Origin of the sequence: Streptomyces sp. BF23-19, from assembly GCF_041106355.1 — a bacterium.
Taxonomy (GTDB): Bacteria; Actinomycetota; Actinomycetes; order Streptomycetales; family Streptomycetaceae; genus Streptomyces; species Streptomyces virginiae_A.
Genome location: NZ_JBGBPT010000143.1, coordinates 1 through 11,823 on the forward strand (window position 1 = coordinate 1; position 11,823 = coordinate 11,823).

Below are 11,823 nucleotides of genomic sequence, written 5' to 3' on the forward strand. Positions count from 1 at the left end.
GCGGGGACAGGATTTGAACCTGCGACCTCTGGGTTATGAGCCCAGCGAGCTACCGAGCTGCTCCACCCCGCGTCGGTGAAACCACAGTATCACGACACGGGGTGGAACCATTACCCATTGATCACTGACCCGATGGCGCGGGTGTCGCGGCCTTCGCCTCGGCCGCGATCGCCCGCTCCAGCGCCGCCTTGATCTCGTCCTGGGCCTTGCCGAAGGCCGCCCAGTCGCCGGCCTGCCGGGCCTTCTCGGCGTCCTCGATGGCCTTCTGCGCGTCGCCGAGGGCCGCCTTGACCGTGGGGTCCTGGACCTTCGGCGGCGTGACCGTGCCGTCGCCCGGCGGTTGGGCCGGGGGTACCGGAACGGTCGGCGCCTCGGCCCCGAAGACCACGTTCAGCGCCTTCTCCAGGGTGTCCTCGAAGGCGGTCTGGTTGCCGTAGGTCACCAGCACCTTACGCAGCAGCGGGTACTTGAGCGTGGAGCTGCGGACGTAGACCGGCTCCACGTAGAGCATCCCGCCGTCGAGCGGCACCGCGAGCAGGTTGCCGTACTCGATCTCCGAGTCACCACCGCGCAGCAGGCGGATGGATTCGGCGATCTTCGGTTCCGACTGGAACTTGCTCTGCACCTGGCTCGGGCCGTCCGGCGGCTTGCTGGTCGGCATCTTCAGAATGCGGATCTTGCCGTACTCCAGGGTTCCCGGATCGGCGTTGACCGCCATGAAGGCACTCAGGTTGGGCCGCTCGTTCGGCGTGAACGTCGTGGTGAGCGAGAAGACCTGGTCCTTCTCCTTCTGGTCCGGCATCTTCATCGACAGGTAGTACGGCGGAACGGCCGTACCGGCCTTGGTCGTCGGGTCGTCCGGGACCGCCCACGCCTCACTGCCGCTGAGGAAGGTCTGCGGGTTGGTGACGTGGTAGCGGGTCAGCAGCTCGCGCTGGACCTTGAAGAGGTCCTGCGGGTACCGGAGGTGGTCCATGAGCGGCTTGGCGATGTCGGCCTTGGGCTTGACCGTGCCCGGGAACGCCTTCATCCAGGTCTTCAGGACCGGGTCCTGGGTGTCCCACTGGTACAGGTCCACCGAGCCGTCGTACGCGTCGACGGTGGCCTTCACCGAGTTACGGATGTAGTTGACCTGGTTCTCCTGGGCGACCACCGCGCGCTGGCTGTTGGTCAGCGAGTCCGCGGTGCTCTGGCCCAGCGTGGTGCGCGAGGCGTACGGGTAACCGTTGGTGGTCGTGTACGCGTCGACGATCCACTTGATCCGGCCGTCGATCACGGCCGGGTAGGGCGCACCGTCGATGGTCAGCCAGGGGGCGACGGCCTCGACGCGCTGCTTGGGCGTGCGGTTGTAGAGGATCCGCGAGCCGTCGCCGATGGCGCCCGAGTAGAGGATCTGCGGCTCGTTGAAGGTCAGCGCGTAAGCGGCCCGGTTGACCGGGTTGTCGAGGTTGACGCCGGAGTCGCCCTTGTAGCTCGTCTCCTTCTCGCCCTTGTCGTCCGAGTAGTCGAGCTCCTTCTGCGGCCCGCCGACGATCGAGTACTGCTTCGTCTGCTCGCCGTAGTAGATGCGCTGCTCGAAGTCCGTCCCGAACACGCCCTTGGAGGGCAGGTCGGACTGGGTGAAGTCGGGAGCGCCCTCCTTCACGGTGGTGCCCTTGGCCGCGACCACGCCGTAACCGTGCGTGTACTTGAAGTGGTCGTTGATCCAGTTGTTCTTCGGGATGCCGCCGATGTTCAGCTCGCGCAGCCCGATGACCGTGTCCTGGCCGCTGTACCGGTCCACGGCGAGCGTGGACGGGAAGGCGTAGTAGCCCTTGACCTGCTGGAGCTGCTGGAAGGCCGGCGAGACGATGTTCGGGTCGAGGATGCGGATGCTGGCCGTGGTGTCGGCCTGCGGACGCAGCTTGGTCCGGTCCTCCGTCTGCGGGACGCCCGGGTAGTCCGAGACCTCGGCGCCGGCGATGCCGTAGGCGTCGCGGGTGGCCTTGATGTTCTTCTGGACGTACGGGGATTCCTTGGCCTGCTCGTTCGGCTGGACCTGGAACTTCTGCACGATCGCCGGGTAGAGCCCGCCGATCAGGATCGCCGAGAGCACCATCAGGCCGAAGCCGATGACCGGCAGCTGCCAGGTGCGACGCCACAGCGTCGCGAAGAACAGCACGGCGCAGATCGCGGCGATGGCGACGAGGATCGTCTTCGCCGGCAGGTAGGCGTTCGCGTCGACGTAGCGCAGGCCCGTCCAGTTGTCGGCGGCCTTGAAGTCGCTGGACTTCACGGCGAGCCCGTACCGGTCGAGCCAGTAGGCGATCGCCTTGAGCGTGACGAACAGGCCGAGCAGCACCGACAGGTGCCCGGTGGCGGCGGCGGTGGCCCGGGCGCCCGGGCTGGTCACGCGCAGTCCGCCGTACAGGTAGTGCACGACGGCCGCGGCGATCACCGACAGCACGACGGCGGCGAAGCCGAAGCCGAGCAGGAAGCGGTACCAGGGCAGGTCGAAGGTGTAGAAGGACACGTCCATGTGGAACTGCGGGTCCTTCGTACCGAAGGCCACCCCGTTCACGTACATGAGCCAGGTCTTCCACTGGCCGGCCGCCGAGGCGCCCGCGATCAGGCCGACGAGCACGGCGATGCCCAGCAGCAGCCACTTCTTGTAAGGGGCGATGCTCATCCGGTAACGGTCGAGGCTCTGCTGTTCCATCGACATCGCGCTGAGCGGCGGCCGCAGCCGGTGCGCCAGCCAGATGTTGAAACCGACGGCACCGGCCATCAGCAGACCGAACACGGCGAAGAGGCCGATCTTGGTCCACAGAGTGGTGGTGAAGACGGTGGAGTACTTCACGGAGCGGAACCAGAGCCAGTCAGTCCAGAAGCCCGCGAACATGATGAAGAGCATGGCCAGGACGGCCAGCACGCCCAAGGTCATCAGGAGAGTTCGGGACCGCCGGGAGGGGCGGCCGACTCTCATCCGTGGCCCGGAAGGGCCTCCGCCGCGGTCCGGCATCTGGAAAGCCAAGGTGCGCACCTCGAAAGTCGCTGAGTCTGGTAATGAACGGGCCCCCGATCGTAGAGCCCACTCATGCAACTTACTGAGGCTTTGGTCAGTTCCCGGTAATCGATGGAAAGGAGGCAGGATGTTGCCCATGTCCAACCTTTCGCCGTCCCCCGGCACCCCCATGGCGGCCAGTCCGCTGACCCGCGCCTGCCTCGAGATCGACGAGTACGCGGCCGGCCTCGGCTGGGACAAGCCCGCACGGCTCTTCGCCCTCGTCGACACCGCCCGGCTCAAGAAGCAGGAGCCGCGGCTGGCGAGCCAGCTCGGTCTCGACCAGGACGACGCCGGCAAGTCCTCCCTCACCCCCATCGAGCAGGACGAGGTCCCCAAGGGGACCCCGCTCGACAAGTTCCTCGGCACCATCGCCTGGCCCGACGCCGTCGTCGGCTGTGCGCTGACGGTGGAGCGGCTGATGCTGCCGCCGTCCGCGGAGGCCTCCGTACCGGAGGGACTGAACGACAAGCAGCTGTCGAAGTGGGTCGCCGGGCACCCGGAGCGGCAGGAGGTCCGCCTCACCGTGGCCGTGCTGCGCGACGGCTCGCGGGAGTCCGCCGTACGGCTGCGCGAGAAGGACGCCTCGACCGAGGTCCTCACCGGTGCGGGCCTGGTGCCCGGACTGGCCGAGGCCTTGGCGGCGACCTTCTCGTAGGGCGCCGGGGTACGGAGCCGTCAGGGGACGGAGCGGTCAGGGCTTGCAGCTCGGCAGCCCGGCCGTGTCCCCCTTGCTGATCTTCTCCAGTGCCTTCGTGGCGTCGCCGATGGTGGAGACCTTGACCAGGGTCAGCCCGTCGGGCACGTGGGAGGCGGCGGAGGCGCAGTTCTCGGCGGGCGTCAGGAAGTACTCGGCACCGGCCTGGCGGGCGCCGATGGTCTTCATCTGGATGCCGCCGATGGGTCCGACCTTGCCCTCGTCGGTGATGGTGCCGGTGCCCGCGACGAACTTGCCGCCGGTCAGGTCCTCCGGGTTCAGCTTGTCGACGATGCCCAGGGCGAACATCAGCCCGGCGCTCGGGCCGCCGACGTCGGCGAGCTTGATGTCGATCGTGAACGGGAAGGTGTGGTCGGTGCCCGCCCGGATGCCGACGATGGCGTGACCGTCGCCCTCCGCCTTGCCCGCGGTGATCGTCACCTTCGTGGTGGCGGGGTTCTCGTTGCCGGCCTTCGCCGCCTCGGTCGCCTCCTTGGCGGGCACGATGGTGAACTCCACCGGCTCGCCGGGCTTGTGCAGGGTGACGAGCTTGGCCACGTCCTCGGGTGCGGTGACCGCTGCGCCGTCCACGGACTTGATCACGTCACCGGCGTGCAGCTTGCCCTCGGAGGGGCTGGCCTTGACCACGGTGGAGACGATCACCCGGGCGGTGACCGGGATGCCGAGCTGCTTCAGGGCCGCCACCTTGGCGCTCTGCTGCGACTGGCTGAACTCCTCGGCGTTCTCCTGGGTGGACTCCGCCTCGGTCTTCCCGTTCGGGTAGAGGTTCTCGTGCGGGACGACGATGTTGTCGCCGGCCAGCCACCCGTAGACCGCTTCCACCAGGCTCATGTCGTAGTCCGCACCGGTGACGCGGACCGTGGTCATGTTGAGGTGGCCGCTGGTCGGGTACGTCTTGCGTCCCGCGATGTTGAGGACGGGCGCGCCGTGCGAGTCCCCGAGCGTGTTCACGGTCGGGCCGGGGCTCATCTCGGAGTACGGGACCTTGATGAACACCCCTGCGCAGAGCAGCGCGAACAGCACCAGGGTGGAAGCGAGCATCGTCGCGGTGCGGCGTGGCATGGATCCGACAGTACGGGACGGCCCTGACGGACGGCCCTCGGGGCCGGTCCGTACGGGGTCCGCACGCGAAACTCTCAGCGGAATCTCACCGACGGCGGCGGACCGGAGCGGGCCGGACGCGGAGCGTCATGCGGCGTCAGACGGCGTCGGAGGCGGAGTGGGCGGACGGAGCGGAATGGGCGTCGGCCTTCACTCTGGCCTGATCGGCATTGGCCATGGCTTCGCGGAAGCGTGCGTAACCCGCGAGCTCGGATATGTCACCCTGCGTGCGGTCGCGTGCCGCCCAGCTGCCCCATATCGCCGCTCCGATCGCGGCGAACAGCGGAATCAGCAACCACGCCAAAGACGCCATGGGCCTGCCTCCCTACCCCGAAGTACGTTTCGTTGGTGGCTTCAACGCTCGTGCCCGTGGGGGGGTTACGCAAATCGAGGGCGTGTTGCGCGGCCGAACGGGTGCGAGGCTACCGCCTTCCGGGTGGCGCTCCGCGACCGGGGGTTCAGCAGGCGCCGACCCATTCCTCGGTGCCGTCGCTGAAGGTCACCCTCCTTGAAGGCCCGACTCGCACCGCTCGGCGCCGGAGCGCCTCACGGGCTTCGCCCGGCCGTGCCGGACTCCGCCCGGCAATCCCGCGCGACCCGGGCCTCAGCAGGCGCCGACCCATTCCTCGGTGCCGTCGCTGAAGGTCTGGTGCTTCCAGATCGGGACCTCGTGCTTGAGGTCGTCGATCAGCATCCGGGCGGCCTCGAAGGCCTCGCCGCGGTGCGGGCAGGACACGGCGACGACGACGGCCAGGTCGCCCACGGCCAGGTCACCGACGCGGTGCACGGCCGCCAGGGCGCGGACGGGGAACTTGGCCACGACGCGCTCGGCCACGCGGCGCATCTCGGCCTCGGCGGTCGGATGGCAGGAGTAGCCGAGCGAGTCGACGTCCGCCCCGCTGTCGTGGTTGCGCACCGTGCCGACGAAAAGCGTCGTACCGCCCGACGCGTCGTCGCCGACGGCCTGGAAGACCTCGTCGATCGACAGGGGGGTCTCGCGGATCTGGAGCAGCCGGATCGGGTCCGAGGCGGCCTGCTCACCGGGGTGGTCGAAGTGCGGTGCCATGTCTTCATCGTGCCCTAGCCGCTGACACGGCGAAATAGCAGATTCGCCCGGGGCGCGGGCGGCGCCTTGGGAGCCTCCTACAGGGCGGGCCCGCGGAACCCCGCGGTCCGCCCGGCCGGACGGCACCCGCGGGGCCGCGCCGGTCAGATCCCGCGCCGCTTGCGCGCCAGGCGGACCGCCGCGGCCGCGCCCAGCAGGGCCACCGTCGCGCCGGCCGCACCGGCGGCCGTGGCGGCGTCCCTGCGGCCCAGCCTGCGGCCCGCGACCGTGTGCCGGCCCGAGACCTCCTGGAGGAGCTCGGCGAGCACCTCCTCGTTGGTCCAGCGCGGCCGCCAGCCCGCCGCGTGCAGCCCGCTGACGCTGACCACCCACGGGTGCATCGTGTAGGCGAGGTCCCCGGCCGGGGACGGGGTCAGGCCGATCCGGTGCAGCCGGGCCGCGGCTCCCAGGGCGACCGCGGAGGGGAGCTCCATGCGGCGGATGCCGCTCAGCTCCTCGACCTCCTCCTGCTCCAGCCACCCCTCGCAGCCGACGGCCAGCTCGCCCTCGACCTTCTCCAGGGCGGCGTACTCCAGGGCGCTGACCAGGTCGTCCACGTGGCAGAACTGCCAGGTGGGGCGGGATCCCGCGACCACGAGCAGCCGCGGGGACTCGAAGTACCGGGTCAGAGCGGTGTCGGTGCCGCCGACCAGGACGGCCGGGCGGATCACGGTGACGTTCAGGCCGGGGTGCGCGCGCGGGGCGCGGCGGCCCAGGCGCTCGATCTCCAGGAGGTCGCCGACCCCGGTCGCCTCGGCGGTGGCGCGCAGCTCGGAGTCCTCGGACAGCGGGATGTCGTTGTCCGGCAGGGCCCCGTAGACCATCGCCGAGGTGCAGAGCACGACCCGGTGCACGCCGGCCGCGGCGGCGGCCGTCAGGACGGTCTGGGTGCCGCGTACGTTGTACGCCGTACGGGCGGCCGGGTCGGTCTCCAGGTCGAGGTCCAGCGCGAGGTGGACCACGACGTCCGCGCCGCGCAGTTTCTCGGCGATCGCGGGGTCCCGTACGTCGAGGATGTGCCATTGCGCGGCCGCGCAGTCCCCGCGTCGCTCGTCGATCGCGACGACCTGCTTGACCTCCTCGGAGGCGGCCAGCCGGCTCACGAGGGCCGCGCCGACTCCCGAGGCGGCGCCGGTCACGGCGATCACCGGGCTGTGCCGGCGAATACCCTCCGGGTTTCGCGGCCGGCGAACGCCGGGGGCGCTGTCACCGTGCTCGGAGCTGTTTTCGTCGTCGGGCATCGCGCGAAACTGCGGATCTGGGGAACTCACCGGGCGTCTCCAGCGGTTGTCTTCAGTAGGGACGCGCCGTGACGCGTACCCACCAGGTGATGTCCATCCTGCCGCAGCCCAGGAGTCGGCGGAGCACCGAGCCCGGATGCGGCCGCGGTGTCTACGCTGGGTGGTGTTGTCGGACCATTGCCCGTCGGCTCCCGCCGGCGGCCCTACGAGCCGAGGAAACCCGTGAGCGACACCCCATTCGGATTCGGCCTTCCGCCGGAGGAGCCGGAAGACGGCGACGAAGGCAAGAAGAAGGGCAACCAGGGCGGCCAGGGCGGCCCGGCGAATCCCTTCGGGTTCCCCGGCATGGGTCTGCCGGGCGGGGCGGGCGCTCCCGGAGCGGACAACCCGTTCGCCGCGATGTTCGGTTCGATGAACCCGAACGACCTCGGTGCCGCCTTCCAGCAGCTCGGCCAGATGCTGAGCTACGAGGGCGGTCCCGTGAACTGGGACATGGCCAAGGACATCGCCCGCCAGACCGTCGCGCAGGGCACCGCGGACGGCGTGAAGGACACGAGCGTCGGCGTCGCGGAGAAGTCCGCCGTCGAGGAGGCCGTGCGCCTCGCCGACCACTGGCTGGACGGGGTGACCTCGCTGCCCTCGGGCGCCACCACGGCCGTGGCGTGGAGCCGCGCCGAGTGGGTCGAGGCGACCCTCCCGGTGTGGAAGGAGCTCGTGGACCCGGTCGCGGAGCGGGTCGGCGCGGCCATGGGCGGCGTGCTGCCCGAGGAGATGCAGGCCATGGCGGGCCCGCTGCTCGGCATGATGCGCTCCATGGGCGGCGCCATGTTCGGCCAGCAGATCGGCCAGGCCGTCGGCACCCTCGCGGGCGAGGTCGTCGGCTCCACGGACATCGGCCTGCCGCTGGGTCCGGCCGGGAAGGCCGCGCTGCTGCCGCTGAACATCGAGAGCTTCGGCAAGGACCTGGGCGTGCCCTCGGACGAGGTGCGGCTCTACCTGGCCCTGCGCGAGGCGGCCCACGCCCGGCTCTTCGCCCACGTGCCGTGGCTGCGCTCGCACCTGTTCGGCGCGGTCGAGGGCTACGCCCGCGGCATCAAGGTCGACACCTCGAAGCTGGAGGACGTCGTCGGCCAGCTGGACCCGTCCAACCCGGAGCAGCTGCAGGAAGCGCTCCAGGGCGGCATGTTCCAGCCGCAGGACACCCCCGAGCAGAAGGCCGCCCTGGCCCGCCTGGAGACGGCGCTCGCGCTGGTCGAGGGCTGGGTCGACGCGGTCGTGCACGAGGCCGCCAAGCCCCGGCTGACCTCGGCGGACGCGATGCGCGAGACCATGCGCCGGCGGCGCGCCTCGGGCGGCCCGGCGGAGCAGACCTTCGCGACGCTGATCGGCCTGGAGCTGCGCCCGCGCCGGCTGCGCGACGCCTCGCGGCTGTGGGCCTCGCTCACGGACGCGCGCGGGGTGGACGGCCGTGACGGCCTGTGGGAGCACCCGGACATGCTGCCGACGGCGTCCGACCTGGACGACCCGGACGGCTTCGTGCACCGCGAGCAGCTGGACTTCTCCGAGATCGACAAGATGCTCGGCGAGGCCGCCGAGAAGCGCGAACAGGACGGCGACGAGAAGAAGTGAGCCTGCACGAAGACGCGGTCCTCGTACTGAAGGCGTACGAGGACCAGACGGAGCTGCGCGATCTGTACCTGGAGCACCTGGCGACCCACCCGGACGGGGTCTACAAGCCCTGCGAGGCCGGGCACGTCACGGGCAGCGCGCTGGTGATCGACCCGGCGCGGGGCCGCGTACTGCTGACCCTGCACAAGAAGCTCGGCATGTGGCTGCAGATGGGCGGGCACTGCGAGGCCGGCGACCGGACCCTCGCCGAGGTGGCGCTGCGCGAGGCCGGTGAGGAGTCGGGCATCGCGTCGGGGCTGACGCTGCTCGAGGGCGGCCCGGTGCGCCTGGACCGGCATCCGATCCCGGCGCCGTGCAACTGGCACCTGGACGTGCAGTACGCGGCGCTGGCCCCGGCCGGCGCGGTGGCGGAGATCAGCGAGGAGTCCTTGGACCTGCGCTGGTTCCCGTACGAGGAGGTGGCGGCGGTGGCCGACACGTCCGTCGTACGGCTGCTGGAGGCGACCTTGGCGCGGCTCGGCGGCTGAGCGCGCCGACGCCGACGCTTCGACGCCGACGCTTCGACGCGGACGTGGCGAAGGGGCGGTCCCGGGTGGGGCCGCCCCTTCGCCGTGCCGGGAACCGTCAGTTCCAGGCGTTGTTCTGGTTCTGCGCGTGCGAGCCGTGCTGGCCCATGCCGAACTGCGCGGCGACGCCCTGGCCGAGCTGGGCGTTCTGCGGCGGCAGCACCTCGCTGGGCTGCACCAGCGCGAAGCCGGTGCCGAGGAAGCTCAGCTCCCAGCCCTCGCCGGTGTTGCCGCGGCGCCGCCACACCCCGCTGGAGTGCGTCTGGGCCTGCATCTGGACCCGGAGCGAGGTGGACCAGGCGACGATCGCGTCCGCGTCGACATTGACGTACTTGTCGGGCGTGACGTGCATCATCAGCGGCTGACCGGAGGTCATCAGCGCGACCTTGCCGCGGCCGGAGATGTTGAGCTGGTACTTGCCCGAGCCGGAGATCCCGTACTGGCTGTCCACCGCGATGACCTCGGTGTGCAGGGTGGAGTCCAGGGCCAGCACATAGTTGCTGTCGACCGTGAGGCCGTCCTGGTCCACGTCCACGACGTGCACGTACTGGGCCAGGTTGGCCAGGTAGACCGTGCCCTGCCCGGAGCAGCGCATGAGGTCCAGGCCCTCGCCGGTGCGCCGGCGGGCGCCCCGCTGGCCGGTGCTCTGGTACTCGCCGTCGAAGTCGATGAGTCCCTGGTAGGCGACCATCGCGCCCTTACGGGCGAGTACGTCGTCGGAGCCCGTCAGCGAGACCCGCAGCAGCTGCGGGTTCTGGATGGCGTACCGCTCCTGGGACTGCGCCTCGGCGTGGGCGAAAAGTGCGCTCTGCATGATGTGTCCGCTCCCCCTCAGCCCCGGGCCCGGAGCCGGTCGGTGCTGTCCTCGCTGGGCTGTACGACGACGATGCCCTGGCCTGAGAAGGCCATCTGGTAGGCCTCCCCGCTGCCCCGGCCGATCATCGACGAGGCCTTGAAGCTGCGCTTGCCCTTGACCTTGAGATTCGGCGACCAGGCGACGAGTGCGTCGGGGTCGACGTACGTCTCGTCCTCGCCGCGACCGCAGTCGACCACGATCGGGGTGCCGCGGGAGGTCAGGGCGACCCACCCGGTGCCCGCGACCTGCACGTTGAACAGGCCCTGGCCGGCGAACTTGGCGAGACCCTTGACCCGCTCGACGCCCCACTGGAGGTGGGCGTCGAAGGCCAGCAGGTTGGTGCCGTTGACCGAGAGCGAGTCGTTGTTGAGGTTGATGACGACCACGTCGGCGCCGTAGTCGGCCAGGTAGAGCAGGCCGTCACCGGTGCACTTCATCAGCGGGGCACCTTCGCCGGTGATCCACTGCGAGGCCATCTGACGGACGGCCGGCGGGTTGGGCTCGTACTGGACGAAGCCCTCGTAGGCGACCATCGAGCCGGTGCGGGCGAACAGGTCCTGGCCGCTCTGCATGGCGACCTTGAGCATGGCCCGGCCGTGGTTCTCCATGCGGGCCGTGACAGGGGTCGGGGCGAAGCCCGCGAGTTGCTGATTCATTGCGTTCATGTCGGGCTCCCTCAGACCTCGTACGGCTGGACGACGATGAAGTTGCCGGGAGCGCCACGGAACTGGAGGTTCACGGTCTCCCCGCTGTGGCCGGGGTAGGCGTTGCGCCGCAGCCGGACCTGACTGGAAATGATCACCTGCGAGGCGGAGGACCACGCGACGATGGCGTTGCTGTCCGCGAAGGTGGTCGGGGTGACGGGCAGGACCACCGGGACGCCGTGCGTCTTGACGATGACCGTGCCGGTGCCCTGGAACTGCATGGTGAACAGGGCGCCGCCGGGGATGCCGTGGCCCTCGATGCGGCGCACCTCGTGCTGGAGCGACTCGTCGAAGGCGAGGACGGCCTCGGCGGAGACGCAGATCCCGTCGCCCTGGAGCTCGATGGCGTGCAGGTGGGCGCCGTTCTCCGCGAGGAAGACCTGACCGCGGCCGGTGCAGCGCATGAGCTGCATCTCCTGGCCGGTGGCGTTGCCGACGATGCGGCCGGCGAAGCCCGCGCCCTTGTAGCTGAAGTCGACCTTGCCCTGGTACAGGACCATGCTGCCCTGGCGGGCGAGGACGGCCTGGCCGCCCATCGCGAGGTCGACGCGCATGAGCTGCTGGTTCTGCGGGGTCCAGCGGGTGCCCGTGGGGGCTTCCTTGTACGGCTGGAGCGCGGCGGCGAGGCCCGCACCGGCGGCGGGTACGCCCTGCGGGGCGTAGCCCGGCTGCTGGCCGGGGACCTGGCCGTGGCCCGGCTGCTGCCCGTAGGGGGCGGGGGCCGGGGCGGGCGGCGGGACCTGACCGGGGTACTGGCCCGGCACCTGTCCGGGGACCTGGCCGTACGAGGGCTGCGGCGGCCGCCCCGCTCGCCCCGCCGGCCCCCGCCCCGTACGGCCAACCGCCGCAGCCGCCGCAGC

Annotated in this window: 11 protein-coding genes; 3 read left to right on the forward strand and 8 right to left on the reverse strand. The window is 70.5% G+C overall.

Annotation, left to right across the window (positions count from 1 at the left end; all coding sequences use genetic code 11):
* Positions 1–121: 121 nt before the first annotated feature.
* Positions 122–3,001 carry a UPF0182 family protein gene (locus tag AB8A24_RS41630; protein ID WP_328965858.1) on the reverse strand — a complete coding sequence of 960 codons (2,880 nt, stop codon included), beginning with the start codon at positions 2,999–3,001 and terminating at the stop codon, positions 122–124.
* A 130-nt stretch (positions 3,002–3,131) separates the two neighbouring features.
* On the opposite strand from AB8A24_RS41630, the gene AB8A24_RS41635 reads away from it, so the two are divergent.
* Positions 3,132–3,701, forward strand: coding sequence for a PPA1309 family protein (locus AB8A24_RS41635; RefSeq protein ID WP_266380215.1), 570 nt, complete (start codon positions 3,132–3,134; stop codon positions 3,699–3,701).
* Between the two features lie 36 nt (positions 3,702–3,737).
* Here AB8A24_RS41635 and AB8A24_RS41640 read toward each other — a convergent pair whose 3' ends face one another.
* From AB8A24_RS41640 to AB8A24_RS41655, 4 genes are all read right to left on the reverse strand, one after another.
* Positions 3,738–4,823 (reverse strand): PDZ domain-containing protein, encoded by a 1,086-nt coding sequence (locus tag AB8A24_RS41640; RefSeq protein WP_328961767.1) that lies wholly within the window; start codon positions 4,821–4,823, stop codon positions 3,738–3,740.
* Positions 4,824–4,959: 136 nt separating this feature from the next.
* Positions 4,960–5,175, reverse strand: coding sequence for a hypothetical protein (locus tag AB8A24_RS41645; protein ID WP_033218606.1), 216 nt, complete (start codon positions 5,173–5,175; stop codon positions 4,960–4,962).
* A 291-nt stretch (positions 5,176–5,466) separates the two neighbouring features.
* Positions 5,467–5,928 (reverse strand): molybdenum cofactor biosynthesis protein MoaE, encoded by a 462-nt coding sequence (locus tag AB8A24_RS41650; RefSeq protein ID WP_301366576.1) that lies wholly within the window; start codon positions 5,926–5,928, stop codon positions 5,467–5,469.
* Positions 5,929–6,071: 143 nt separating this feature from the next.
* Positions 6,072–7,238 (reverse strand): SDR family oxidoreductase, encoded by a 1,167-nt coding sequence (locus AB8A24_RS41655; RefSeq protein WP_328961768.1) that lies wholly within the window; start codon positions 7,236–7,238, stop codon positions 6,072–6,074.
* A gap of 192 nt (positions 7,239–7,430) precedes the next feature.
* On the opposite strand from AB8A24_RS41655, the gene AB8A24_RS41660 reads away from it, so the two are divergent.
* Together AB8A24_RS41660 and AB8A24_RS41665 are read left to right on the forward strand one after the other, a co-directional pair.
* Positions 7,431–8,837 (forward strand): zinc-dependent metalloprotease, encoded by a 1,407-nt coding sequence (locus AB8A24_RS41660; RefSeq protein ID WP_266380225.1) that lies wholly within the window; start codon positions 7,431–7,433, stop codon positions 8,835–8,837.
* Positions 8,834–9,364, forward strand: coding sequence for an NUDIX hydrolase (locus tag AB8A24_RS41665; RefSeq protein ID WP_328961769.1), 531 nt, complete (start codon positions 8,834–8,836; stop codon positions 9,362–9,364). Before AB8A24_RS41660 ends, AB8A24_RS41665 begins: the two co-directional genes overlap by 4 nt.
* A 97-nt stretch (positions 9,365–9,461) precedes the next feature.
* Here the strand turns inward: AB8A24_RS41665 and AB8A24_RS41670 are convergent, their stop codons facing one another.
* The 3 genes from AB8A24_RS41670 to AB8A24_RS41680 form a co-directional block, all read right to left on the reverse strand.
* Complete coding sequence (locus AB8A24_RS41670; RefSeq protein ID WP_328961770.1) at positions 9,462–10,217, reverse strand: AIM24 family protein; 756 nt, start codon at positions 10,215–10,217, stop codon at positions 9,462–9,464.
* 17 nt (positions 10,218–10,234) lie between these two features.
* Complete coding sequence (locus AB8A24_RS41675; RefSeq protein WP_266384777.1) at positions 10,235–10,915, reverse strand: AIM24 family protein; 681 nt, start codon at positions 10,913–10,915, stop codon at positions 10,235–10,237.
* 20 nt (positions 10,916–10,935) lie between these two features.
* Positions 10,936–11,823, reverse strand: an 888-nt coding sequence (locus AB8A24_RS41680) for an AIM24 family protein (protein WP_369479101.1), incomplete at its 5' end; no start/stop codon positions are given.

Coding starts and splice junctions, on each gene's coding strand:
- AB8A24_RS41645 (WP_033218606.1), bottom strand. CDS start 5,175: ATGGCGTCTTTGGCGTGGTTGCTGATTCCGCTGTTCGCCGCGATCGGA.
- AB8A24_RS41630 (WP_328965858.1), bottom strand. CDS start 3,001: ATGCCGGACCGCGGCGGAGGCCCTTCCGGGCCACGGATGAGAGTCGGC.
- AB8A24_RS41675 (WP_266384777.1), bottom strand. CDS start 10,915: ATGAATCAGCAACTCGCGGGCTTCGCCCCGACCCCTGTCACGGCCCGC.
- AB8A24_RS41635 (WP_266380215.1), top strand. CDS start 3,132: ATGTTGCCCATGTCCAACCTTTCGCCGTCCCCCGGCACCCCCATGGCG.
- AB8A24_RS41650 (WP_301366576.1), bottom strand. CDS start 5,928: ATGGCACCGCACTTCGACCACCCCGGTGAGCAGGCCGCCTCGGACCCG.
- AB8A24_RS41640 (WP_328961767.1), bottom strand. CDS start 4,823: ATGCCACGCCGCACCGCGACGATGCTCGCTTCCACCCTGGTGCTGTTC.
- AB8A24_RS41670 (WP_328961770.1), bottom strand. CDS start 10,217: ATGCAGAGCGCACTTTTCGCCCACGCCGAGGCGCAGTCCCAGGAGCGG.